The organism is Candidatus Rickettsiella isopodorum (assembly GCF_001881495.1).
GTDB lineage: Bacteria > Pseudomonadota > Gammaproteobacteria > Diplorickettsiales > Diplorickettsiaceae > Aquirickettsiella > Aquirickettsiella isopodorum.
Genome location: NZ_LUKY01000033.1, coordinates 13080 through 39553, shown reverse-complemented (window position 1 = coordinate 39553; position 26474 = coordinate 13080). Strand labels below are relative to the sequence as shown.

The 26474-nt window shown below is 38.9% G+C and carries 24 protein-coding genes and 1 tRNA gene; 21 read left to right on the top strand and 4 right to left on the bottom strand.

The window, feature by feature from the left end:
• Positions 1-11: 11 nt before the first annotated feature.
• From rpsD to rplQ, 3 genes are read left to right on the top strand one after another with little or no spacing between them, the layout of a single operon-like run.
• Positions 12-632: a 30S ribosomal protein S4 gene (rpsD, locus tag A1D18_RS04115; protein WP_071662556.1), complete on the top strand. Its 621-nt coding sequence runs from the start codon at positions 12-14 to the stop codon at positions 630-632.
• An 11-nt stretch (positions 633-643) separates the two neighbouring features.
• Positions 644-1687 (top strand): DNA-directed RNA polymerase subunit alpha, encoded by a 1044-nt coding sequence (locus A1D18_RS04110; RefSeq protein WP_071662555.1) that lies wholly within the window; start codon positions 644-646, stop codon positions 1685-1687.
• Between the two features lie 18 nt (positions 1688-1705).
• Positions 1706-2080, top strand: coding sequence for a 50S ribosomal protein L17 (gene rplQ / locus A1D18_RS04105; protein ID WP_071662554.1), 375 nt, complete (start codon positions 1706-1708; stop codon positions 2078-2080).
• Positions 2081-2154: 74 nt separating this feature from the next.
• On the opposite strand, the gene A1D18_RS04100 is transcribed toward rplQ, so the two are convergent.
• On the bottom strand, positions 2155-2508 hold the full coding sequence (locus tag A1D18_RS04100; RefSeq protein WP_071662553.1) for an Hpt domain-containing protein: 354 nt from the start codon (positions 2506-2508) through the stop codon (positions 2155-2157).
• A gap of 165 nt (positions 2509-2673) precedes the next feature.
• Between A1D18_RS04100 and prmB the strand changes: the two genes are divergently transcribed.
• From prmB to A1D18_RS04045, 11 genes are all read left to right on the top strand, one after another.
• Entirely contained in the window at positions 2674-3618 is a 945-nt protein-coding gene (gene prmB, locus A1D18_RS04095; RefSeq protein ID WP_084028730.1) for a 50S ribosomal protein L3 N(5)-glutamine methyltransferase, read from the top strand.
• Complete coding sequence (locus tag A1D18_RS04090; protein WP_071662552.1) at positions 3602-4627, top strand: aspartate-semialdehyde dehydrogenase; 1026 nt, start codon at positions 3602-3604, stop codon at positions 4625-4627. The genes prmB and A1D18_RS04090 overlap by 17 nt, the downstream gene beginning before the upstream one ends.
• 110 nt (positions 4628-4737) lie before the next feature.
• Positions 4738-5238 (top strand): hypothetical protein, encoded by a 501-nt coding sequence (locus A1D18_RS04085; protein WP_071662551.1) that lies wholly within the window; start codon positions 4738-4740, stop codon positions 5236-5238.
• A 2-nt stretch (positions 5239-5240) separates the two neighbouring features.
• Positions 5241-6647 carry a Dot/Icm T4SS effector AnkH/LegA3 gene (gene ankH, locus A1D18_RS04080; protein WP_071662550.1) on the top strand — a complete coding sequence of 469 codons (1407 nt, stop codon included), beginning with the start codon at positions 5241-5243 and terminating at the stop codon, positions 6645-6647.
• A gap of 277 nt (positions 6648-6924) precedes the next feature.
• Positions 6925-7001 (top strand) — tRNA-Met (locus tag A1D18_RS04075).
• Positions 7002-7356: 355 nt separating this feature from the next.
• Entirely contained in the window at positions 7357-7815 is a 459-nt protein-coding gene (gene rimP, locus A1D18_RS04070; RefSeq protein ID WP_071662549.1) for a ribosome maturation factor RimP, read from the top strand.
• Between the two features lie 16 nt (positions 7816-7831).
• Complete coding sequence (gene nusA / locus A1D18_RS04065) at positions 7832-9376, top strand: transcription termination factor NusA (protein WP_071662548.1); 1545 nt, start codon at positions 7832-7834, stop codon at positions 9374-9376.
• Between the two features lie 195 nt (positions 9377-9571).
• Positions 9572-12019, top strand: a complete 2448-nt coding sequence (infB, locus tag A1D18_RS04060; RefSeq protein ID WP_084028729.1) for a translation initiation factor IF-2 — start codon at positions 9572-9574, stop codon at positions 12017-12019.
• A complete protein-coding gene (gene rbfA, locus A1D18_RS04055; protein ID WP_071662546.1) occupies positions 12019-12411 on the top strand; it encodes a 30S ribosome-binding factor RbfA in 393 nt (130 codons plus the stop codon). The genes infB and rbfA overlap by 1 nt, the downstream gene beginning before the upstream one ends.
• Before the next feature lie 22 nt (positions 12412-12433).
• A complete protein-coding gene (truB, locus tag A1D18_RS04050; protein WP_071662545.1) occupies positions 12434-13483 on the top strand; it encodes a tRNA pseudouridine(55) synthase TruB in 1050 nt (349 codons plus the stop codon).
• 232 nt (positions 13484-13715) lie between these two features.
• Positions 13716-13904, top strand: a complete 189-nt coding sequence (locus A1D18_RS04045) for a hypothetical protein (protein WP_071662544.1) — start codon at positions 13716-13718, stop codon at positions 13902-13904.
• A 203-nt stretch (positions 13905-14107) separates the two neighbouring features.
• On the opposite strand, the gene efp is transcribed toward A1D18_RS04045, so the two are convergent.
• Entirely contained in the window at positions 14108-14677 is a 570-nt protein-coding gene (gene efp, locus A1D18_RS04040; protein WP_071662543.1) for an elongation factor P, read from the bottom strand.
• A 10-nt stretch (positions 14678-14687) separates the two neighbouring features.
• On the bottom strand, positions 14688-15233 hold the full coding sequence (orn, locus tag A1D18_RS04035; RefSeq protein ID WP_071662542.1) for an oligoribonuclease: 546 nt from the start codon (positions 15231-15233) through the stop codon (positions 14688-14690).
• Between the two features lie 314 nt (positions 15234-15547).
• On the opposite strand from orn, the gene plsY reads away from it, so the two are divergent.
• On the top strand, positions 15548-16153 hold the full coding sequence (gene plsY, locus A1D18_RS04030) for a glycerol-3-phosphate 1-O-acyltransferase PlsY (RefSeq protein WP_071662541.1): 606 nt from the start codon (positions 15548-15550) through the stop codon (positions 16151-16153).
• A gap of 41 nt (positions 16154-16194) precedes the next feature.
• Here plsY and tsaD read toward each other — a convergent pair whose 3' ends face one another.
• Positions 16195-17250 (bottom strand): tRNA (adenosine(37)-N6)-threonylcarbamoyltransferase complex transferase subunit TsaD, encoded by a 1056-nt coding sequence (gene tsaD / locus A1D18_RS04025; RefSeq protein ID WP_071662540.1) that lies wholly within the window; start codon positions 17248-17250, stop codon positions 16195-16197.
• A gap of 61 nt (positions 17251-17311) precedes the next feature.
• Between tsaD and rpsU the strand changes: the two genes are divergently transcribed.
• The 6 genes from rpsU to A1D18_RS03995 all read left to right on the top strand — a co-directional run bounded on the left by rpsU (position 17312) and on the right by A1D18_RS03995 (position 26388).
• On the top strand, positions 17312-17539 hold the full coding sequence (gene rpsU, locus A1D18_RS04020) for a 30S ribosomal protein S21 (protein ID WP_006035291.1): 228 nt from the start codon (positions 17312-17314) through the stop codon (positions 17537-17539).
• Positions 17540-17543: 4 nt separating this feature from the next.
• The gene (locus A1D18_RS04015) at positions 17544-17993 is read left to right on the top strand and encodes a GatB/YqeY domain-containing protein (protein WP_071662539.1); all 450 of its coding nucleotides are present in this window, start codon (positions 17544-17546) and stop codon (positions 17991-17993) included.
• Positions 17994-18178: 185 nt separating this feature from the next.
• Entirely contained in the window at positions 18179-19933 is a 1755-nt protein-coding gene (gene dnaG / locus A1D18_RS04010) for a DNA primase (RefSeq protein ID WP_071662538.1), read from the top strand.
• Positions 19934-20138: 205 nt separating this feature from the next.
• Positions 20139-21257 (top strand): alanine dehydrogenase, encoded by a 1119-nt coding sequence (gene ald, locus A1D18_RS04005; protein ID WP_071662537.1) that lies wholly within the window; start codon positions 20139-20141, stop codon positions 21255-21257.
• The gene (locus A1D18_RS04000; protein ID WP_071662536.1) at positions 21250-22644 is read left to right on the top strand and encodes a leucyl aminopeptidase family protein; all 1395 of its coding nucleotides are present in this window, start codon (positions 21250-21252) and stop codon (positions 22642-22644) included. Before ald ends, A1D18_RS04000 begins: the two co-directional genes overlap by 8 nt.
• Positions 22645-22938: 294 nt before the next feature.
• Positions 22939-26388 carry an RAP domain-containing protein gene (locus tag A1D18_RS03995; protein WP_071662535.1) on the top strand — a complete coding sequence of 1150 codons (3450 nt, stop codon included), beginning with the start codon at positions 22939-22941 and terminating at the stop codon, positions 26386-26388.
• Positions 26389-26474: the final 86 nt, after the last annotated feature.

Here is a 26474-nt window from a genome sequence, read left to right as displayed (position 1 = left end):
TAAATAATTTAATGGCTAGATACCGAGGTCCTACTTGTAAATTAGCACGCAGACTGGGGACTGATTTACAGTTAAAAAGTGGTATACGTGCGCTTGATAGCAAATGTAAATTAGCTACGCCTCCAGGTATGCATGGCGCTAAACGCGGAAGATTATCTGAATTTGGCGTATTGTTTCGTCAAAAACAATTAATTCGACGTACTTATGGTATATTAGAAAAACAATTTCGGCTTTATTATGCTAAGGCTTCTAAGCGAAAAGGTATTACCGGCGAAAATCTCCTTAAATTGCTAGAATGTCGCTTAGACAATGTTGTCTATCGTATGGGATTTGCTTCGACACGTGCCGAAGCAAGACAGTTAGTCTCACATCGCTCCGTAAAAGTGAATGGAAATATTGTTAATATCCCTTCATACCAAGTTGAAGCGGGTGATGTTATTGAATTAAAGGAAAAAAGTAAGGCCCAAACTCGTATTCAAGCCGCACTAGAACTCGCGAAGCAAAAACCTCAGCCTGCTTGGATAGATGTGGATTCCACTAAATTACAAGGAATCGTTAAGTTAATTCCTGAGCGTAGCGAATTGCCTTTAGAATTTAATGAGAATCTAGTCGTTGAGTATTACTCTAAGTAAGAAGGTAGCCCATGTCGACGAATGTTAAGAAGTTTTTAACCCCACAAACCATCGAAGTGCAAAATATTGCGCCTAATAGAGCGCTAATTACTTTGCAACCTTTTGAAGCTGGTTTCGGCCATACCTTAGGAAATGCCCTGCGTCGTATTTTGTTATCGTCTATGCCAGGTTGCGCCGTTGTAGAAGCAAAAATCGAAGGTGTACTACATGAGTATAGTAGTTTAGAGGGTGTTCAAGAGGATATTATTGATATTTTGCTTAACTTAAAAGGCGTTGCTTTTCAGATGCATGGCAAAGAAGAAGCTATGCTGGAATTAACAAAGAATACGGTAGGACCTGTACGCGCGGGTGACATCACTTTACCACATGATGTTGAAGTTAAAAATCCTGATTTTGTTATTGCGCATTTAACTAAGCCGAAAGAATTTAAAATGACACTTAAAATAGTCAGAGGCCGAGGATACCAGCCTGCGTCTCTACGTAAAGCAGATGAGCAATTCGTGAGTGAAGTTGGCTCATTACAATTAGATGCACGTTTTAATCCTATTTTACGCGCAACCTATTCAGTTGAAAATGCACGTGTCGAGCAACGTACGGACCTAGATAAATTAGTGATTGATTTAGAAACTAACGGTACGATTGAACCAGAAGAAGCAATACGTCGTGCAGCTACGATCATACAAGAGCAATTACATACTTTTGTTGAGTTACAACATGAAACGGAAGATGAAGTGGTTGAAGACTTGATTGATATTAACCCGATGTTATTACTTCCTGTGGATGAGTTAGAATTAACGGTACGTGCGGCTAATTGTTTAAAAGCCGAACATATTTATCGGATTGCCGACTTAGTCACTAAAACAGAATCGGAACTTTTATCAACCCCGAATTTAGGTAAAGTGTCTTTATGGGAAATTAAAACCGCTCTACAAAAACGAGGATTGTCCTTAGGAATGGATGTCCCTATTCAGCAATTGACCTCTCTAAAAAAATCATTAGAAGGTGCAGAAGAAGCGGAAAAATTAGAAAAAACTGAAGATATTAATAAAGATTAATTTAAAAGGCTAAGTGTTATGCGTCATCTTAATTCCGGTCGTCGATTAGGCCGAACCTCCAGTCATCGGATCGCGATGTTTCGAAATATGGTGAGTTCTTTGTTAACCAAAGAAATCATTTGTACCACCTTAGCTAAAGCTAAAGAACTTCGTCGAGTTGCTGAACCACTCATTACTTTAGCAAAGGTAGATAGTGTCGCTCAGCGACGTTTGGCGTTTGACCGTTTACGAAACAAAGAAGCCGTTGCTACGCTATTTAATACCGTTGCTCCTCGTTTTAAAAAAAGACCCGGTGGCTACTTACGAATTTTGAAATGTGGATATCGTGCGGGTGATTGTGCGCCTATGGCTATGGTGGAACTTGTCGAACGTACTGAGAATGACACTAACTAATTCAGTATATAATCGGTAAAAACCAGCAACGAGACTGTTAAAAATTCAACTACGGAACGCAGAGTGTAATTTATTTACATTCGAGTTATTTCTTTAGCCTTATCCAAGGCCATATCTAATTCTAGATTAAATTGCGCTAATAATTTTTTAGAATAGTTATGTTTTGCCGTGGTGTTTTCCAGCGCAACAATGCTGGCTTTAAGCCGCAGCCAGCCGCAATAAGAACAAGAACCTTGTAATTTGTGTAAAAGCTCTTCTAGTTTTTGCTGTTGTTTTTCTCGAAAGGCTAGATTGATTTCGGTTTGTAGTTTAGGGGTTTCTTGTATAAATAGACCAAGTAATTCTTTTAATACTTTGTTCGAATCTTTAGTGAATATTTTATCTATATTTTTATCAATGATCGGCAGATCAGATGGTTTTTTTTCCATATTCATTATCCTCTAGTTGCCACATGCCTTTAAGTAGTTTAATCAATTGGCTTAGTCTAGGCGAGAGGTATTCATTGTATCTACCTATGAGTGTAATCTGTTGATTGTTTCTCAAGTAGGGCTATGTTTAAATGTGGAATATTTTAATCAATTTTTAAAAACTCTGTGGCTAAATTATCTTATTGTATATCTGATGAAGAGCTTAAGGCAGCATTATTAGAATTTAGACATTTACAAGATATATTACGCTGGGGTTACACTCAATTTAATAAAGCGAATCTCTATTATGGTCATGGTACTGATAATGTATGGGATGAAATAGTCTATTTAGTGTTATCTACATTAAAATTAGGGCCACATTTAAATCCTTGTTTTTTAGGGGCAAGTTTAAGCTTAGCTGAGCGTCGTTTGCTTATAGAAAATATTCGCCAGCGCGTTGAAGAACGTATTCCTACTGCTTATTTGGTGAATGAAGCACGCTTTGCCGGTTTAACTTTTTATGTCGATGCGCGCGTATTGATACCGCGTTCACCCATAGCAGAACTTATTCAACATGCATTTACTCCTTGGGTTGAAGATACTAAAAGAATCAATACCCTACTTGATATTGGAACAGGCAGTGGTTGTATTGCTATTGCTTGTGCTTATGCTTTCCCTGAAGCACGTGTTGATGCCATCGATAATTCTAAGGATGCACTCACAGTGGCAGCTGTTAACGTAGCGGCTCATAAATTGCAAGGTCAAATCAATTTAATTCACTCCGATCTTTTCGAAAACCTAGACAGTCGACTTTACGATATTATTATTAGTAATCCTCCGTATGTTGATGCTGAAGACTTTGCGAGTTTGCCAATAGAATATCAACATGAACCGGCTATGGCTCTGGCAGCAGGGAAGGAGGGTTTAGATTTTGTTATTCAAATTCTTAGACACGCCAACAAATATTTAAAAAAGAAAGGTATTTTGATCGTAGAAGTAGGTAATAGTAAAAGTGCTTTGGTCAAACGTTATCCACAAATTCCTTTTTTATGGTTAGAATTTGAACAGGGTGAGGCGGAAATATTTTTATTAACTCAAGAGCAGTTAACTCGTTATGAGCAAGAAATTTAATTTAGCCATCGTTGGCGCAACAGGTTTTGTTGGTCAAGCGGTATTAACTATTTTACAGCAACGAAAATTTCCGATTAACCATCTTTATCTACTGGCTAGTGAACGTTCTTCTGGCGAGATTATGGAATTTAATAAACAGCAACTGATCGTATCTGATTTAGTTGAATTTGATTTTAAGCAAGCTGACATCGCGATATTTACAGCGGGTTCGGACGTTTCTGCTCAGTATGTTCCTAAGGCTACGCAAAATGCTTGTTTAGTTATTGATAATACACCTCAGTTTCGTTACGACGACGATGTGCCTTTAATAATTCCGGAAGTGAATCCCGAAGCATTAGCCGGCTATAAAAAGCGTCGTATTATTGCTAATCCAAATTGCTCTACGATACAAATGCTAGTTGCTTTGAAGCCGATCTATGACGCTGTGGGCATAACGCGTATTAATGTGGTTACTTTTCAATCTGTTTCTGGCGCAGGGAAAGCCGCTTTTCATGAACTGATTCAGCAAGCAGGCCAATTATTAAATGGGTTACCTATTAATAAGCAGCCGAAAGCTTTTACTCAGCAAATTGCCTTTAATGTCATTCCGCACATTGATGAGTTTGTAGAAAATGGGTATACCCGTGAAGAAATGAAAATGGTCTGGGAAACACAAAAGATTTTTGCCGATCCGGAAATTCAAGTGAATCCTACTGCGGTACGAGTATCTGTGTTTCATGGACACTCTGAAGCGGTACATATAGAAACTAAGAAAAAAATCAGTGTTGACCAGGTCAAGCAGTTATTAAAAAAAGCGCCTGGCGTATTAGTTATCGATAAACTTGCCAATAATGGCTATCCGACACCTATTTCTCATCCTGGTAGTGATAAAGTATTGGTAGGCCGACTTCGAGAGGATATATCTCATCCTCTAGGCTTGGACCTGTGGATAGTAGCGGATAATATTCGTAAGGGTGCCGCTTTAAATGCCGTACAAATTGCTGAACTGATGATTAAGCACATTATCTAGCCTACTATTAAGAGTAAGAATTCGCTGCTTCAAATTCCTTCAGTATATCCCTTTAGAGTAAGGTGGGTTAAAATAGTTGTATTGAGGAGTTTTTGACCAGGTGTCGTAATATGACTGATAATCCAAGTAAAAAAAATCTTCTTTTAGAACATGACGAACTGTGCTTTTCCCCTGAAATGTCAGCTTCCTTTTATTTAAATAGTGATTCAGTAGTGGATGGTGAAGACGATGAAGAGAGTGGCAGCGGCGCGGGTACTGTTACGCTGAGTGTTGAACAACTATCGGCTTATCTGCAAGCCCTATTTAATAAGGAGCGTCGGCAGCGTATAGACGGACAGAGAAAATTTGCAGTCTGTCCTCTATCAGAAGATCCTAATAATTTACTAGGTAAGAGAAAATCGCAATCAGGCGGTTTTGGTGAGTCGCCGCAAATGCATCCTTTATTAGCGCATAGTCAGCAGTTTAGTGGTGATGATCCTTCAATAAGCGCAAACCCTGTAGAAAACTCTGAGGCTAAAGAACGGTTTCCTGAAAAACGGCTAGAAAATCAATTGCGTTTACAAAAAAATCTTGGTTTAGGTGCAAGCAAAAGTGTAACGCTTGTTAGATAATCATGGTAAAACATACTTTTGCTCATGAAATTTTGTTTGGTACACTCAGTGGCGTAGAGCAGTTTATACGAGCAGGTGCGGATATAGAAGAAACCGATGAATATGGTTTTTCACCGTTAATCGAAGCGACGATTGCTAATAAGCTAGAGATTGTTGCTCTGTTACTAGAATATGGAACGGATATCAATAATGCCGATACCACGGGTCGTACGGCATTACATTGGGCAGTTGATAATCATAATTTAGCTTTATGTGAGTTATTACTTGCAAATAAAGCGGATGCGAATGCTTATACTACCGCGGGACAACCTGTTTTAGTTTATCCCTTATTGAGACAGCAAGTTGAATTAAAAAAATTACTCTATCGATATGGCGCTAAACTAGGTTTCGCTCAAGACTTTATTCAAGCTAAGTTACTCGGCCATCGTTACGAATTGATAGGTCAGCTAGATATTATTAATGGCACAGGGAAGTTTATAGAAATAAACTATGAAGGATTTTTTTTAGAGTTTACATTGGATGTCATGCTCAATTCTTTACGCCGCTATCAGAATAATTTTTCTTCGCGTCATTTGCGGTCTTATTTTGACAATTTAGAAAAATTGATTGCCGCATTTTCTAACGCGCAGGCATTACTCAAATATCAACGTTATACGATTAATATTAAAGATTATGCGCATAGTATCGATGCCTTATTAGATCAAGAGTTACTATTATTACCCGTTGCTTATGAGGGCCATGCCATTGCATTGATTAAATATAAAAATTGGCTGGTTCGCTGTGATCGAGGTGAAAACAGTCATCGTGAAGGCAGCATTGTTATCTATGAATGTCAACATCCTTATGCTTGGGATAATGAGTTTTGTAAACAATTAATCTACATGCGTCAATCTCGTGAGTTTCTGACACGAGGAATACATCGCCATTTAGGTTTAGTTCCCATCGTGAACTTACCCATACAGGGACAAATTATCGGTAATTGCTCCTGGGCGAATATAGAAGCGAGTATTCCGGCGATATTGTTTTTGTTATCTGCGGTGACTGCTGAAGGTCAATTAGTTTCTTGTTTTGAAAAAAACCAACAGCAAGCATTACGTTTTTTTCAGAATTGGCAAACCTGGGATAAAGATCGTGCTCTAGAAGAATGTATCCAAGGATTTTATTATTGTAATAAAGCGCGAGGGGCGACTAAAGCGACAATTCTAGCCGCCATTTTATTCCAACAGTCGACGCAGGATCTTCATGATCTAAAGCAAGCGGAAGCCATGTTAAAAATTTTAACGTTAGCAGAGTATAATTATTTGCTAAAAAGTTACTTGAAAGTATATTGGCAATTAAATAAAACAGCCCAGGGAAAAAACTTAATAGGCTTGTTGGACGCTTGTGGCGCAAGTCGCGAATTTTTATAATATACTGCTTCGTACAGGAAGAGGCGGAATTTTCCAATTCATACAGTTATTCTTTGATATTTATAAGTCCTTTAGGGATTAGCTAAGCCCTAAATCCTTCCTTTAACTATGCCGCATCTATAGTTTTTCGATGAATCGAAAGAGAGGCATAAACCTAGATTAAAAAGCTTATTTTTCAACTAAAGCAGATTAATTGTTTAAAGCAGTAAAGACTTAATTAGAATGTTTTATCCCATTGTAATTACTGTGCTGAATGGAGTATACTCTGTGCCGCTATCGCGGGGTGGAGCAGTCTGGTAGCTCGTCGGGCTCATAACCCGAAGGCCGTAGGTTCAAATCCTACCCCCGCTACCAATTTTATTGCGTGAGAGGCCCCATTATGGGGCTTTTTATTTTGACTAGACTAGCGCTAAATGTCAGCTTTTGGTGCAGCGCTTTGTTGCCGGCTTTGTCTGCGGTGCTTATTTATCTGAGTAAGTTCCGCTCCTTGAAAAGCCGGTGTCGCGCGCTGCATCCAAAATCTTTTTTAGTGTTAGCTAGTTGAGAATGGGTAATTTTATAATTCAAAGCCCTTTGTTGTATGCTCACAGCAATGGGGTTTTTGGCAAGGCGACGCGAGAACGAAGCAGCCGGAATATATTCAAGATACATGAGGATTGAAAGTTGAGCGGCAACACAGACAAAAATTCAAGTGCGAAGAGCATAGACGATGAAAAACAATTCAGCGATAGAAGCAAAAATATTACCAACGGTTGAGGCCTTAGGTTATGAGCTATGGGCTTGCATCTATCTGACTCAAGGCCAACACAGTATATTACGCATCTATATTGATAGTCAGAAGGGTATTACGCTGGCTGACTGTGAACGAGTAAGCCGCCAGATTAGTGCATTATTGGATGTAGAAGATCCTTTGCTAGGCCGTTATAACTTAGAAGTTTCTTCTCCGGGGCTAGATAGACCCCTTATTAAAGAGAAGCATTTTCAGCGTTATGTTGGTTACACTGTGCGTATTTCTACGCATACACCTATCGAGAATCAACGCAAATTTAAAGGCCTTTTGCAATCAACAGGAGTAGCTGGGATAGTGTTGAACCAAGATGGGAAAGAATTAGTATTAACATGGGACAATATTTTGCGTGCGAATGTATTGCCTGAGATGAATAAATAACCGGAGGCAGGCGGCTATGAAAAAAGAAATTTTATTAGTGGCAGAGACGGTATCTAATGAAAAAGATGTTGATAAAGAGTTAATCTTTAAAGCGATAGAGGCCGCTTTAGCGATGGCTACTAAGAAAAAAGCAGGTGAAGATATTGATGTCCGTGTTGCGATTGATCGCCGCACGGGTGACTATGATACTTTTCGCTATTGGACAGTGGTTGCAGATGAAGTGGAGACTAATCATCTTGAAGAGGCTCATATCGCTTTCGAACCGTTAAAACAAATACTATTAAGCGAGGCTAAAAAACGTAATCCGAATAGCCAAATAGGAGATGTGATAGAAGAACATATGCCTTCTGTGGAGTTTGGTCGTATTGCAGCGCAAACGGCTAAGCAAGTCATCATCCAAAAAGTCAGAGAAGCTGAACGTGCCAAGATAGCAGAGGCTTATGCCAGTCGAATTGGCGAGCTGTTATCAGGCATAGTCAAACGAATTACCCGAGAAGGTTTGATTGTGGATTTAGGTGCAAGCATAGAAGCGTTTGTCCCACGCGAAGAAATGATACCCCGTGAAGAAGTCCGATCCGAAGATCGTTTGCGCGGTTATTTATATGCAGTGAATCCACAAGTGCGAGGTCCCCAGTTATTGATGAGCCGTACTCGCCCAGAAATGTTAATCGAGCTCTTTAAGATAGAAGTACCAGAGATTGGTGAAGAGTTGATTGAAATTAAAAGTGCAGCGCGTGATCCCGGTTCACGTGCAAAAATTGCGGTTAAAACGAATGATGGTCGCATTGATCCGATAGGTGCTTGCGTTGGAATGCGTGGGGCGCGAGTACAAGCGGTCTCCAGTGAACTAGCGGGTGAGCGAATTGATATTGTGTTATGGGATGATAATCCAGTGCAGTTAGTTATCAATGCCATGGCACCCGCTGAAGTTGCTTCTATCGTAGTGGATGAAGATACCAAAGTGATGGATGTGGCTGTACAAGAAGAACAATTATCACAAGCTATCGGTCGAAATGGTCAGAATGTACGTTTAGCCAGTGAACTAACAGGCTGGATTATTAATGTTATTACCGTAGAAGAAGCGGCAAAAAAAATAGTGAAAGAATCGGAAGGTTTACAAAATTTTTTCATGGAACAGCTTGCTATTGATGAAGAGCTTGCCGAAATGTTAGCCCGAGAAGGATTTACGAGTTTAGAAGAAATTGCTTATGTATCAGCGCAAGAGTTGCTAGATATTGAAGAATTTGACCCGGAATTAGTAGAGACTTTGCAGAATCGTGCCAAGGAAGTGTTATTGACACAATCTGCAGTGACTAAGAAGCAAAAATTGGCGACATCTGAACATGAAAAATTTTTAGAACCGCATCAAGATTTACTTTCCTTAGAAGGTATTACTGAAGAGATAGCAACCACTTTAGCTAAAAAAGGGGTTTCCTCACGCGAAGCATTAGCTGAGTTGGCAGTCGATGATTTATTAGATATTATCGAATTAGATCGCGAAAAAGCCGGTAAATTGATTATGGCAGCGCGAGCTCCTTGGTTTGCTGAAGAAAAAAAATAAGTATCTAAAAATTGAGTGATTATTTTTTACTTGAAAAATTAGAGTAAAATAAATGGTAGTGTAAGCTTATAAAGTTCGATAGATAAGCAGTAAATAATAGGTATTGTATTTCAAGATGCAAATGAACGGTATATACATTCAGAAAAACTTAGTCGGTTTTCGAAGCTGTCAGATATTGGCAGGAGAAGCATAGATATGACAGAAAGTATTAAAGATAAAACTGCAAATAAGGTTTCTAATGAACTTGAAAAAGAAACCTCTGTGGATAATAACCCTAAAAAAGTGATTACCTTGACGCGTACGCGTAAAAGTACGAGTTTACTTAAAGTGAAAGATACGTCGGGTAAAGCCAAGACCATTAAAGTTCAAGTTCGCAAAAAAAGAACTTATGTGAAAAGTAATGAAGGCTTAATCGATGAAGAAACTAATCGCGCTAACGAAGCGAAAGAAAAAGAAGCGGAAGAATTAGCCTATCAAGCAGAAAAAGCCGCTGCAGAAAAATTGAATACACCCGAAACTCCCGCTGAAAAAACTTCTGAAAGTAAGATACCTGCTGAAGAGCTTGCTAATGAGATTGTGGAAAAAGAACAAATTTCTACGCCAGAAAAAAAATCCGTAGAGCCTTTACCCATTCCAGAAAAAAAAGCTAAGCCAATTAATGAAAAAGTGATTATTGCATTACCCACGAATACAGAAAGATTGGAACGCGAGAAGAAACATAAAAATCGCAATTTAAAAGAAAAAGAAATGGCGAAGTACCGACACAAAGCGATTTATCAACTTGAAGATGAATCCGATGAACAATTCCGTCATCGTAAGAAAACCGGTAAACACAAGCGACCGGATCAATTTTTACAACAGCAATTTGAGAAACCGACTGTGGCGGTTGTTCATGAAGTTGGAATTCCTGAAACGATTACTGTTGGTGATTTAGCGCAAAAAATGTCAATCAAAGCAGCGGAAGTCATTAAGTCATTAATGAAGCTGGGCGTGATTGCAACCATTAATCAAGCGATTGATCAAGATACTGCGACACTCGTGGTTGAAGAGATGGGACATATTGCTAAGCTTGTTAGTGCCAATGCATTAGAAGAAGGTTTAGTGAATACAACCCAACAGCAAATGGGTGAATTATTGGCTCGCCCACCGGTAGTAACTATTATGGGTCACGTAGACCACGGAAAAACATCTCTTTTAGATTATATTCGACGTACCAAAGTGACACAGGGAGAAGCGGGTGGTATTACACAGCATATCGGTGCTTATCATGTAGAAATACCCAAAGGAATGATTACTTTTTTAGACACACCCGGTCATTCGGCTTTTACCGCGATGCGTGCACGCGGTACACGAGTAACGGATATTGTTGTTTTGGTTGTTGCGGCGGATGATGGTGTCATGCCACAAACAATAGAAGCCATTCAACATGCTAAAGCAGCAAATGTTCCCATCGTGGTTGCGGTGAACAAAATTGACAAGCCTGAAGCCGATCTCGATAGAATAAAAAATGAATTAGCCAAACAGGGTCTCAATCCTGAGGAATGGGGCGGCGATACCATGTTGATTCCTGTTTCCGCCAAAACAGGACTAGGCATTGATGATTTATTAGATTCCCTTTTGGTGCAAGCAGAAGTGCTAGAACTGAAAGCACCGCAAGAAGGTCCAGGACAAGGAATAGTGATAGAGTCGCGTTTAGATAGAGGAAAAGGGCCCGTTGTGACGATATTAGTGCAACAAGGAAAACTACATAAAGGCGATCTGCTATTAGCAGGTACGGCTTATGGTCGTGTCAGAGCATTGCTCGATGAGCGAGGTAAATTAGTCGAAGCCGCCGGACCTTCTATGCCCGTTGAAGTATTAGGTCTGTCGAGTGCTCCAGTGGCGGGTGACGAAGCAGTGGTTGTTGCTGACGAACGAAAGGCGCGAGAAATTGCTTTATTCCGTGAAGGAAAATTACGCGAAGCTAAATTAGCGCAACAACGTATGATTAAGACCGACGATATTTTTGGTCAATTGGATGAAAACCAAATTAAGACTTTAAATATTATTTTAAAAGCGGATATGCAAGGATCAGCTGAGGCTTTACAGGAAGCCTTGAATAAACTTTCTACTTCTGAAGTTAAAATAAAACTTGTCTATGTGGGTGTAGGTGCGATTACCGAATCGGATGCTAATCTGGCTTTAGCTTCAAAGGCATTAATTTTAGGATTTAATGTTAGAGCAGATGTGACTGCAAAAAGAACGGTAGAAAAAGAAGGCTTAATAATGAATTATTATAGCGTTATTTATGATCTGATAGACCAAGTTAAAAACATTATGAATGGGTTGTTAGCGCCAGAAATAAAAGAAAATATTTTAGGTTTAGCAGCGGTTCGCGAAGTGTTTCGTTCTGCTAAGCTTGGTGTTATTGCCGGTTGTATGGTGACAGAAGGATTAGTACGGCGTAATGCGCCTATTCGAGTATTGCGTGATAATGTGGTGATTCATGAAGGTGAATTACATTCATTACGCCGTTTTAAAGATGACGCAGCTGAGGTTCGTCATGGTATGGAATGTGGAATCGGCATTAAAAATTTTACTGATGTTCGGGTTGGCGATATGATCGAAGTGTATGAGCGTGTTTCTATATCAAGAACTATCTAATGCCAAAGGAATTTAGTCGTGTCGCGCGCATTGCCGATCTGATCCAGAAAGAATTAAGTAATCATATTTTGAATAAAGAAATAGCGGATACCCGCTTGAAATTTATTACAATAACTGCAGTAAAAGTTTCACGTGATCTATCTTATGCCGATATATTATTTACACAATTAGATGTGGAAAATTCAAATGATAAACAACAAAATAAGGAAATAGCCGTTAAATTATTAAGAAAAGCAGCGCCTCGTTTACGTTATGCCTTAGCACAGCGATTACAATTACATAAAGTTCCTAGCTTGAGATTTTTTTATGATGATTTCATGGAGGAAAGTGATCGTATTCATAATTTAATCGATCGTGTTATTGCTAAAGATAAGGCCAAGCGTTCTGAATAATATTCACAAAAAAGAATAAGTTATGCACCCCGTAACCTCCAAAAAGCGTTCCATCAATGGTATTTTATTGCTTGATAAACCAAAAGGGATAACCTCAAATCAAGCATTACAAACAGTAAAACAATTATTTTCGGCAAGTAAAGTGGGGCATACAGGAAGCTTAGATCCTTTAGCAACCGGTTTGCTGCCATTATGTTTCGGAGAAGCGACAAAGTTTTCTCAGTTTTTACTCAATGCCGATAAAATTTACTCTGTCAGTGCCTGCTTAGGAATTAAGACCAATACCGGTGATGCTGAGGGAGAAGTAATAGAATCACGCCCCGTCGCTAATTATTCGCTCGATCAACTTGAAAGTGTCTTATCGACTTTTCGTGGATCGATTTCACAGATTCCACCGATGTTTTCTGCATTAAAATATAAAGGTCGACCTTTATATAAATTAGCTCGGCAAGGTATCGTGGTAGAACGTAGTCCACGAAGCGTTACCATACATAGCTTACGCCTGATTGATAGTAACGATCCAGGTATAGACTCACAGCAATTGGGTGTTTGGCAAGGCGTCGGAAAAATGAAGCAGCCGGAGTGTATTAACCTGCATGAGGATTGCAAGTTGAGCGACAGTCTAGATAAAAGCCAAAGTGCGAAGAGTATGCTCAATTTAGAAATTAAATGCAGTAAAGGGACTTATATTCGTACCTTAATTGAAGATATCGGTGAAGCCTTGGGTTGTGGTGCTTACGTACAGGACTTGCGTCGTTTAGGTGTAGCTCATTATCTTGCGGAAGAAATGGTGAGTTTGGCAGAATTACAAAGATTGAGCCAGGCCGAATGTGATCAAAAATTATTGCGTCTGGATAGTTTATTAGAAGAATGGCCGGTTTTGAAAGTTTCTCAAGCAGCCGCTTACTATCTTTATCGTGGACAAGCGGTGTTGTTACCTAATTTGCCGAAGCAAGGTTTGCTGCGTTTACTACTACAAGAAAGTGGGCGCTTTATGGGTGTTGGAGAAATTTTGGAAGATGGTCGTCTGGCCCCGCGCCGTTTAGTGGATTTAAATAAATTAACTATTTAAACGGGCAATCGCTGTTAACTTTCTCTGATCGAGTCTAATTATTTTCCATGAAGTATTCAATAATTTTTATTCTAAATAATTAAGCTGCTTTTTTAGATTTTATGCTTTTGCCTAGTTATAGGCATAAATTGATCATATTTTAACCAATTAATAGCAATCTTATGGTAATTAACAGGGTCTTTGCTAGGCTTAAAGGAGAGACGTACTTAATATGTTTTAATTAGGAGCTCATATGAACAAAGGTAAATTTCCTCATAAGAAACAACAAAATCCTTTCCAAAGCCAAGGTAACAAACCGCAATGGCCAGGTCATAACCCAAACCAAGAACCAAACAAGCACAACCCTGGACATAACCCTGGACACAACCCACAAGGTAATCCAAACAAACCACAATGGCCAGGTCATAAAGACAAACGCTAAAATGTCTGTTAATGCTTTTGGATAAGCGGGCTAAGTTTTTTAGCAGTTGATTGGGGCAGGAGCGCAACTGAGATGGATGATCCTTACCGATCATCCATCTTTTTTTATATTATACTTTTCGCACTTGAATCAGTGGCGGCTCATGAGTCGTTCTTTTCGCGGCCTTGTCAAAAATCCCATTGCGGTGAGTCTACATAGAATCTTTATGCTTTTACGCGGGAAAGATATTCGCCGGTACGCGTATCAATTTTAATTGACTCACCAATTTGGATAAACAGCGGGACTCGTACAATAGCACCTGTTTCTAAAGTAGCTGGCTTTCCACCTCCACCTGACGTGTCGCCTCGTACTCCAGGATCTGTTTCCACTATTTTTAAAATAACAAAATTAGCCGGTATTATACACAAAGGCGAGCCGTTAAATAAGGTCAGTGTGCACGAGTCTTGCTCTTTTAACCATAGTTTCGCTTCAGTTACGGCGGATGCGTCGGCGGCATATTGTTCATAGGTCTCGGCATCCATAAAATGCCAAACATGTCCATCGTTGTAGAGGTATTGAACTTCAATGTCAAAGACATCAGCAGCTTGTAAGGTATCCCCAGATTTTAAAGTACGTTCAATGACACGATTGTTTTTCAAATTACGTAATTTAATACGATTAAAAGCCTGTCCTTTTCCTGGTTTTACGTAATTATTTTCTAATATCATGTAAGGGTCATTATCTAACATGACTTTCATACCGTTTCTTAATTCATTGGTCGTGTAATAAGGCATAATTCGAAAGTTAAAGTTTAAATAAACGTTCGCGATAATAACGTAATTCGTTAATAGAGTCTCGTACATCTTCTAGGGCGAGATGCTTTGATTTTTTTTTATAGTCCTCTAAAATGCTAGGTTTCCAGCGATAAGCGAGCTCTTTTAAAGTGCTGACATCTAAATTCCTATAATGGAAATATTTCTCCAATACCGGCATGCAACGGGCCAAAAAGCGACGATCTTGGCAAATACTATTGCCACACATAGGTGATTTATTCGGAGGAACATGTGTCATAATAAATTCTAAGGTTTGTTTTTCCGCTTCTTCTTCAGTGGTTTTGCTCACTCTCACTCTATCGAGTAAACCCGAACCCTTATGCTGGCGTTTGTTCCAATCGTCCATACCAGTTAAGATATGTTCGGATTGGAAAATAGCAAACACAGGGCCTTCTTCTATAATCTCTAATTGAGAATCAGTGATAATGGTTGCAATCTCGATAATTTTATCTTGATTGGTATCAAGTCCTGTCATCTCGAGATCGATCCAAATTAAATTATCTGCTTTAGGCGTCATGTAAGGCCCTTTAATAATTATTACTATAAAAACGCTCAGTTGAGAATGCGAATTTCTTAAAATCGGACAAGCGTTAGATCCGATTTCATGATGGACAGGCTAAGTGCTCACCATTTAAGAAGAGTAAGGCCCTTCTTAAAAAACTCTCATCGTGAGAAGCGGTGATTGAATAGGATTACATCGCAATTTTCAATCACAAAAAATTATTTATCGTTACTATTATACCGCGGCTCATTAAAGATGCGAATATTTTAAAGTAACTCGAATCGTATCGTTAATGATGCCATAATTAATGAGTCTACATAGGAAAATTTATGTTATTGCTATTTATTTTTAGCTTAGTTGCTTATTTACTCGGTTCTTTGTCGAGTGCAATTATTGTAAGTCAATGTGCGGGTCTAGCGGATCCTCGTACGCAAGGTTCTGGAAATCCAGGGGCGAGTAATATCCTAAGGATAGGCGGGAAAAAATTAGCAGGCATCGTTTTATTAGGCGACCTACTTAAAGGTTGGATCCCAGTTATGTTAGCTAAATTAGTTGGATTGCCTTTAGCGTCCTTAGCCTGGGTCGCCTTTTTTGCTTTTATAGGTCATTTATATCCCGTTTTTTTTAGTTTTCGCGGCGGTAAAGGTGTCGCTACCGCATTGGGTGGATTACTTGCCTTAGCTTGGCCTGTCGGTTTGATAGGAGTATTGAGTTGGGGCTTGGCGTTGTTTTTATTTCGTTATATTTCTGTTGCTTCCATGCTAGCGGCAGTGGTGACATTTTTTTATGTTTTTTACGTTTATTCCTTTCCGGTTTATTTGCCTATCTTTTTAATGACAGTATTACTCATAGCGCGTCATTTCTCAAATATCCAACGTTTATTTCAAGGGACAGAACCACGATTAACTAGAACTAACTTAAATCAGAAAAAATAATTTTTAGATAGTGTAAAAATTTCTACTAAATCAAAAACAATTTAATCCAATTGATCTAAAGGATAACGTGCAATAGTTTTTATCCCTAGATGATCACTTTGACCTAAATTTAAACGTCGATAACCTAAATAAGCAATCATTGCACCATTATCCGTACAAAAACTCGGTCGTGGGTAGTAGAGTGTGACGTCATGCTTTGCTGCCATCTTAGCCAGTTCTTTTCGTAGCCAGGTATTAGCAGCTACACCACCGGCGACCACTAAACGGCGTAGACCAGTTTGATTTAAAGCGCGCACTGCTTTGATGACTAAAGTATCGGCTACAGCCGATTGAAATTCATGGGCAATATTGGCTTTAGTTTGTTTCGTTTTATCACTATTTTTTAATGTGGTACTCACAAAGGTTTTGAGGCCACTAAAACTAAAATTACAGTCCGGTCTATTCACCATAGGCCGTGGAAAAGAATAGTGATTAGCTTGACCTTGAGCAGCTAATGCCGCGATAGCAGGACCACCCGGATAGTTTAACCCTAATAATTTGGCTGTTTTATCAAAAGCTTCACCGACTGCATCATCTAAGCTGACACCGAGTATTTTATAGTCGCCAATGCCGTTTACTTGGGCGAGTAGGGTGTGACCACCAGAGACGAGTAGGGCAATAAAGGGGAATTCGGGGACCTGATCTTCTAACATAGGCGCAAGCAAATGGGCTTCCATGTGGTGTACGCCTAAGGTAGGAATCTCCAGTGCCCAACCTAAACTACGTGCAAAAGCCGCACCAACTAATAGAGCTCCGGCTAAGCCGGGGCCGGCACAATAAGCGATTCCATCAATAGCCGAAAGCGTGAGATTAGCGGCAGCTAAGGATTCTTGAAGTAAAGGTAATATTTTAAGAATATGGTCACGTGAGGCGAGTTCTGGAACGACACCACCATACTGATTATGTAGCTCAATTTGACTATAGAGAGTATGAGCAATAAGGCCTTTTTGGCCATGGTAAAGGGCGATGCCGGTTTCATCACAGGAAGTTTCAATCCCTAATACACAATGTATGTTTTTTGGGTGGAAATCGGTTTGTTTTGAATAGAAACTTTGCATTTTTATGGATTGCTGGTTAGAATTGGCACCTATTTTAACTTTAATTGAGGAAGTGTACTACATGCCCGGCGTAATACTTAAAACCAGCGAAACACTCGAGTCGGCAATCCGCCGTTATAAGCGTGCCTGTGAAAAGTCAGGTATTTTCGCTGAAGTGCGTCGTCGTGAATACTACGAGAAACCAACTGAGGCACGCAAGCGTCGCTTTGCTGCAGCAGTTAAACGTTGTCGCAAGCGTTTGATGCGCGATAATCCTTGCTTTATAGCTAAAACGAAACGTAAGCACTAAAATCATGGCTACCTCTCTCAAACAGCGAATTCAGGAAGATATGAAAGCAGCCCTTCGAGCACACGATAAGCAGCGTTTGGGTGTGGTGCGACTCATCTTGGCAGCGATTAAGCAGGTTGAAGTGGATGATCGCGTTGATGTAGACGACCAGCGTGTTACACAGATATTGAATAAAATGATTAAGCAGCGCCGCGATTCTATTGCTCAATATGACGAAGCTAAACGTGATGATTTAGCCGATCAAGAACGTTTAGAAGTAGAGGTTATTCAAACCTATTTACCCGAACCTTTAAGTGAAGCAGACATTGATCAGTTGCTGTCTGAAGTCATAACAAAAGTAGGCGCAACTTCGATTAAAGATATGGGAAAGGTCATGGCAGAACTGAAAGAAAAATTGCAAGGTCGTGCGGATATGACACGGATTAGCGCAAAAATTAAAGAACGCTTGACTTAAACCCTCGTTTATTTCTTAAGTAGCACCAGACAAAAATTCAAGTGCAAAAAATAGTACTCACAGCAATTGGATTTTTGGCAAGGCGCCACGCGAATGAGCAACCGGAGTGTATATATTATACATGAGGATTGCGAATTGAGTGGCAACGCAGACAAAAATTCAAGTGCGAAGAGTACCAGGAATATATGTCACTAGCGCCTATCCCACAGGAATTTATTAATGAGCTCTTAGCGCGTGTTGATATTGTGCCGCTTATTGATGCACGTGTACCACTACGAAAAAAAGGCAAAAATTATATTGCCTGCTGTCCTTTCCATTCCGAAAAAACACCTTCCTTTACGGTGACACCTGAGAAGCAATTTTACTATTGTTTTGGTTGCTCTGTGGGTGGAAATGTGATCAGTTTTTTAATGGAATATGAAAAATTAAGTTTTTTAGAAACAGTGAGCTTATTAGCGGAACAAATGGGTATGGAAATTCCGCAACAGGCAAAGCATCAAGAAGTTTATAAAGGCTCTGCTAATCTTTATGGTTTGTTAGAGGAAGTAGCGCAGTTCTATGCTAAAGAATTACGACATAATACGTTCGCTATTAATTATCTTAAACAACGTGGACTATCCGGCGAGATAGCTAAGAAATTTAACTTAGGTTATGCACCAGCTGCTTGGGATACATTACTCAAAACATTTAAGGATACAGAAAATTTATTTGCAGCGGGTTTGTTAGTCAAAAAATCTGAAGGCCAAGGTTATTATGATCGTTTCCGAGACAGAATAGTGTTTCCTATTCGAGATAGAAGAGGGCGTGTTATCGGGTTTGGTGGTCGCGTCTTAGCGCAACAGGAACCTAAATATTTGAATTCTCCAGAAACACTACTTTTTCATAAAGGTAAAGAATTGTATGGTCTTTATGAAGTCTTTCAGGTCAATCGTCAGCTTGAACGCATCCTAGTGGTTGAAGGTTATATGGATGTTTTAGGCTTATTTCAAGCTGATCTTCCTTTTACCGTTGCAACGTTAGGGACAGCCACCAGCCGCGATCAAATTAGTCGACTCATGAGCTATACGCAGGAAATAATTTTTTGTTTTGATGGCGATCTTGCGGGTAAAAAAGCAGCATGGCGCGTACTCGAGCAGAGTTTAGATTTATTAACCGATGGATATATACTGCGTTTTTTGTTATTACCCAATGGCGAAGATCCCGATTCTTTTATACAGAAAAAAGGCCGAGCTGAATTTATTGCCTATTTGCAACAAGCCCAATCCTTAGCACAGTTTTTATTTGGCTATTTGCTAACACAAGTCGATATCAATCAATTAGAAGGTAAAGCACGCTTAGCTAGGTTAGCCGTTCCGTTGATTGAAAAAGTTGCGGTAGGTATTATGCAGCATAAATTATTTGAACAACTGGCTGCTTTAGTGAATATGGATGTGGTGACTTTAAAAAAAGTGACAATCAATGATACTAGTCACTCAATAAAAGCGATGCAAAAAAAAATAAACCCAGTAAATAGAGTGAATCGCTCATCGCCCATGCGTTTGGCCATTGCTTTATTAATACAATTTCCACAAATTATTAAATCACTTTCTGACAAGCAATGCCATACGTTGAGTACATTAGAGTTACCAGGCAGTAATTTATTAGTTAAATTATTTGTTTTGCTAAAACAACATCCTGAATTAACGAGTGCGATGTTACTTGAATATTGGCGAGAAGATGAAGTTCACTATAAAATTCTCAAACAATTAATCAGTTACCCCCTAACTATTCCCGAGTCAGGTGTACAAGCGGAATTTCACGACTTACTTAAACATTTAAAAAAAGCGGTGGCAGACACCCAAATTGATAAGTTATTACAACATGGAAAACAATGCGGTTTAAACGAACAGGAAAAAAAACATTTATATCATTTAATGTTAAACAATATTAATGATAACTAATTGATTTCATTTTAATCAGAAGGTTTTCTGACAGATAGAAGTTTTCTATTTTAGATCAAAAGCGCACAAACAACTAATGGACTTTTTGTAAAACCTGTGTATTTTGTGTGATGTCCAAGTGTAGTCCTAGTGAAGTTAAACGCTTAAAAATAGTTACACAAGGAAGTAATACAACCCTGACAACAGCCTTAAACGTGGAGTTAATATGTATATTGGCGTTCCGAAAGAAATTAAAAACCATGAGTATCGAGTGGCTATCGTTCCTTCTATCGTTCGCGAATTGACTGAGCATGGTCATCAAGTATTTATTGAAACGAATGCAGGGAGCGGCGTTGATATTTCTGATAGTGACTATCAAGAGGCAGGCGCTATTATTCTGAATACCGCTCAAGAGGTTTTTGAACAAGGAAATCTCATTCTTAAAGTGAAAGAACCTCAACCACAAGAATGTGCTTATTTAAATGAAGAAAAAACTTTATTTACTTTTCTGCACTTAGCCGCCGATAGAAAGCAAACTGAATTGTTATTAGCGTCGAACTGTACCGCTATTGCTTATGAAACAGTGACCGATGCACGGGGAGGCTTACCTCTATTAGCACCTATGAGTGAAGTGGCAGGACGTATGTCAATCCAAGCGGGTGCACATTGTTTAGAGAAGGCACAAGGTGGAAGAGGTATTTTATTATCGGGTTTACCCGGTGTAGCATCGGCGAGTGCCGTTGTTTTAGGTGGAGGAGTCGTCGGTAGTAATGCCATCCGTATGGCCTTAGGTCTAGAAGCTCAAGTGACCGTATTAGATAAATCTGCCGCTAAATTAAAAGAACTCGATCTGCAATTTGGGGGACAGCTGAATACTATTTTTTCCACACAAGATGCGGTAGAAAAATATGTAGCGCTGGCAGATTTATTAATAGGTGCGGTATTAGTCCCAGGTGCTGAAGCGCCGAAAATTGTAACACGGGAGTTATTAAAAAAAATGCGTCCCGGTTCGGTTGTTGTGGATGTGTCTATCGACCAAGGCGGATGTTTTGCGACAAGTCGGCCGACAACCCATACGGATCCTACCTATATTGTCGATGATATTGTGCATTATTGTGTGAGTAATATGCCGGGAGCTGTGCCACGTACCTCTACGTTTGCTTTGACACATGCCACACTTCCTTACATTTTGGCCCTAGCCAATAAAGGAATTTATAGAGCTTTGGCTGAAGATGTTCATTTAAGAAATGGTTTGAATATTTCACGTGGTCGGATCACACATCAAGCGGTGGCGAATGTGTTTGATAAGCCTTATGTTTCTGCAGGGGAAGTCTTAAATGCTTAATTGTTTTACACATGAATCCTCACAATCGATTCCTCTTACGGCCATTTTACCTGAGCAATGGTCAGATTGGTTAGCGGATCAGACAAAATCAACACAACATTGGTTACAGACCATAAATTTTATTGCAAGGCCAGGAAGCTATAGTTTTATTCCTGGTACAGCAGGAAAGCTACAGCAAGTTTTGTTGGTGCGTAATGATGAAGCAGACTTTTGGACATTTGGTTTGTTACCTAGTGTACTGCCTGAAGGACATTATCATGTAGCAGATATGGATAAACCCAAATTAGGGGAACAGATTGCTTTAGCATGGGGTTTGGGGGCGTATGAATTTATCCGTTATAAATCTTCAACTCGGCCTTTAGCACAATTGCTTATTTCGAGTAAAAATCATGATCAATTCATGATAAAACTTGAGGCGATTTATCGCGTCCGTAATATGATCAATACACCGGCGGATGACATGGATCCAGCCGAACTCGCAGAAAATGTATTTCAGATCGGCAAAAAATATCATGCGACGGTTACACAAATAGTCGGTGACGAACTGTTAACGGCTAATTATCCAGCTATTTATACTGTGGGTAAAGCCAGCTGTCATAAGCCGCGTTTAGTTGATTTAAAATGGGGAGATAGCAAACATCCAAAAATTACCTTAGTGGGGAAAGGCGTGTGTTTTGATTCCGGTGGATATAATTTAAAATCCAGCGGCAATATGTTAGCGATGAAAAAGGATATGGGTGGAGCAGCTAATGCCATAGGCTTAGCCGAAATGATTATGGCGTACCAATTACCCGTACGTTTACGCTTATTAATTCCAGCCGTCGAAAACATGATTGCGGGTAACGCTTATAAACCCGGCGATATTATCCAAACTCGACATGGCTTAACCGTAGAGATTGGAAATACAGACGCCGAAGGTCGCTTGATTTTAGCAGATGCTTTGTGTGAAGCCGATAGTGAAAATCCAGAATTGTTAATCGATTTTGCTACATTAACAGGTGCCGCACGAGGTGCTGTTGGAACAGAAATAAGTGCGTTTTTTACCGATCATGAGCAATTAGCGCAGCATATTATCCAACATAGTCAACAACAACAGGATCCAGTATGGCGCTTACCTTTATATAAACCTTATCAAAAGCTACTCGATAGTAAATTTGCTAATATGAGTAATTGTGGTTCTTCTCCTTTTGCCGGGGCTATAACCGCGGCTTTATTTTTGCGTAGTTTTATTAGTGAAGAGACAACGTGGTTACATTTTGATTTTAATGCTTACAATGTTAATACCAGACCAGGCCGACCGGAAGGTGGAGAAGCCATGGCGATATTAGCCGTATTTAGTTATTTATTAGAAAGATATCCTTTTCAAAATAAAAACAAAGTTATTTAATGACTATTAAATTATTAGAAGCAAAGCTAAATATTTTTGCTTTTTCTACATTTGATTCAGAATATGGATCAGTAATACCTAAATTGACCATTGGTTTATGCAGAGGCATGATGACCGCTCTAGCACATAACGCTTAAATTTTTTATACTAAAAAATTATTATTAATGTAGTTACTTAGTATTAAAAAATTAAATTAAAGCTTAGAGTAGGTAGTAGAGGTTTAAAAAATGAATTAAAATGTTAGATATAAAATAAATTGAAAAATTTATATTAAAAAAATATTAATAAAATCATATGAATAAAAATATAGGGATTAATAGAAAAATTCAACAGCTGCAAACTACGAATAGTTTGTTTATGCTTTTTTACGAGGAAGAAACGCAGTTTGATTCAGTTAACTTATCCACACTGCTTAATAAACTCAGCAAAATCATTTTCTGGAAATATTTCTCTCCTTGCGAAAAAAATATTTTAAAAATAGTTTCTTTAATTCCGTTCTATGATTTTGAACCTCGGGGGATAGCTAACATATTAAATGCTTTTTCTAAATGGCCAATTTCCATACACAAAACCTCCTATGCAGAAGCGATTAAGCATTTAATACAAAAAATTCCTTATCAAGCTCATGATTTTAATGCACAGGAAATTGCAAATACACTTAACCCCCTAAGCAAATGGCCTGAGTGCGTGAAAGAAGTTTCTTGCCAAAAAGCGATCGATGCGCTCGTTAATTGCATTCCTGAAAAAGCCCATGGTTTTAATACACAGGAGATTGCAAACACACTCAACTCTCTCAGCAAATGGCCTGAGTGCGTGAAGGAAGATTTTTACCAAAAAGCGATGGATGCGCTTGTTAATTGCATTCCTGAAAAATCGCATGGTTTTAATACACAGGATATTTCGAATACACTCAACGCATTGAGTAAGTGGCCTCAATGTATGAAGCGAGTCTCTTACCAAAAAGCGATGGATGCGCTTGTTAGCTGCATTCCCGAGAAAGCCTGTGATTTTAAGGCACAGCATATTTCGAATACACTCAACGCATTGAGTAAGTGGCCTCAATGTATGCAGCAAGCTTCTTACCAAAAAGCGATGGATGCACTTGTTGATTGCATTCCCGAAAGAGCGCATGACTTTAATCCACAGGGTATTGCGAGTACGCTTAATGCATTAAGTAAGTGGCCTCAATGTATGAAGCGAATCTCTTTCTCAAAAGCGATCGATACACTAATCGATTGCATTCCCGAAAGAGCCCATGACTTTAATGCACAGTATATTGCGAATACACTCAATGCACTGAGTAAATGGCCTGAGTGCATGAAGAAATCCTCTTGCTCAGAAGCAATAGATATACTAGTCGATTACATTCCCGAACAAGCCTATGGCTTTAATGCACAGGGGGTTGCGAATACACTTAATGCATTAAGCAAATGGCCTCAATCAATGAAGCGAGTCTCTTACTCAAAAGCGATCGAGATACTAATCGACTGCATTCCCGAAAGAGTGCGTGACTTTAATGCACAGGGTATTGTGAATACACTCAATGCATTAAGCAAATGGCCTGAGCACATGAAGGTAGTCTCTTACTCAAAAGCAATCGATACATTAGTTGACTGTATTCCCGAGAAAATCCATGGTTTTAATACTCAGGGTATTGCGAGTACGCTTAATGCATTAAGCAAGTGGTCTGAGCGCATGACAGAGAGAGGCTTTTACGTAAAAGCGAGGGATGTACTTGTTAGCCGCATTCCTCAAAAAGCTCATACCTTTAAGGCGCAGGAGATTGCGAATATATTTAATACACTGATTAAATGGCCTGAATGTATGAAGGAGGCTTCTTACGCAATAGCAATGGATACGCTAGCAAGCGGTATCCCTGAAAGAGTTTATGACTTTAATGCACAGGAGATTGCAAATACACTCAACTCCCTAAGCAAATGGCCTGAGTGCATGAAGAAATCCGTTTACTCAAAAGCGATAGACAGGCTCGTTGAGTGCATTCCCGAAAGAGCGCGTGACTTTAATGCGCAGGATATTTCGAATACACTCAATGCATTGAGCAAATGGCCTCAATGTATTAAGAAAGCTTCTTACCAAAAAGTGATAGATGGGCTTGTTAGCTGTATTCCTGAGAAAGCGCATGATTTTAATACACAGGAGATTGCGAATACACTCAATGCACTAAGCAAGTGGCCTGAACGCACGAGGGGAGTTTTTTATCTTAATGCGATTGATGCGCTTATTGACTGCATTCCTGAAAAAAGCCATGATTTTAATGCACAGTATATTGCGAATATACTCAATGCACTCAGTAAGTGGCCTAAGTCCATGAAGCGAGTCTCTTACTCAAAAGCGATAGAGATACTAATCGACTGCATTCCCGAAAGAGCCGATGACTTTAATGCACAAGATATTTCGAATACACTCAACGCATTAAGCAAGTGGCCTAATCGGATAAAGGAAATGTCTTACTTAAAAGCGATGAACGCGCTCGTTGACTGCATTCCTGAAAGAGCGAATACTTTTGATTCGCACAATATTGCAAACATACTTAACGCATTCACCAAGTGGCCTGAGTGCATGAAGAAATCTATTTACTTAAAAGCGATAGACATTCTCGTTGAGTGCATTCCCGAAAGAGTCCATGATTTTAATGCGCAGACTATTGTTAGTCTAGCCTTCACAGGTTCTCTATTCCAACTCGCGGATTATTCAAATTTTTTATTAATTAAGATGAGAGAAATAATTAAAAATAATGAAAAAATTATTCTAAAAGAATTAGATCCCATCATCGCTAAACAACTTTATCAAATTCATCAATATCAACCTGATCTCATGACAGACGAACTTGAAACAGTTATTAAAAGCGATCGGCTTAAGCTCAAATTTAAATCAGAAAAAACAATTCAGTCTAAGCTGCAGCAAAGCATATTTCAGCAGCTAACTGTTTCTTTCCCAGAAACTGAATTTATAAATGAGTATTTTATAGGTTTTACACGTGTGGATATTGCTTGTCCCAAAGAAAAAATTCTTATACAAGTCAATGGTCCGGATCATTATGTAGGTAAGAGTCTGAATCTATCGAGTCAATTTAATAAGCACCTTTTTGAAAAACTAGGTTGGTCTGTAGTTATTATTCCGTATTTTGACTGGGATGAACTTTTTCATAACAAAGATAAACAAATGTACCTCGAGAAAAAGGTCCCTTCATTATTAAAATGGCCGCTTGAAGAAAATCGTAGAGGAGTTATTCCGTATGAAAATGTTAACGTTTCCGATTTGTCATCCGTTCATTATGAAAACAAAAAAGAAAAAGCTTTAGGTTTATTTAAAAGGAAAAAACAAGTAAGACTTCAAAAAAAGATAGGAAATACAGATCATTATAAACCTCTGGTTTCACAAGTATGGGAAAATATACTCCAAAATAACCCTCTATTAAAACAAGTTAGACCCGATGAACTTGAAACAGCGTATGATGTTTTCAAAGGATTCTATCAAGATTTGTCTAGACAAATAAGTTTAAAGATTCTTAAAAAAATAACGCGTAAAGGATTGGATGAAGCCATCTACTTAAAAAAAGTTGAATTAGTTTCATCCAAAACACTCTTTTATTTTTTTCAATGCAAACCCTTCCGTTATGGAATACGTCTTAATGCAGGAATTTATCCAGAGTTAGCCTTTACAGAAAGTAAACTGAAAGAAACATTATACCAAGCTTGCGCGTTAGCCAAAAAAGCGCAATAGATTTTTAATGATAAAAAAGCTTTTTTGTTACAGAATATTTTTTGATCCTATAAACTTTATCCCATAACCAATTTGATAGTTAATGA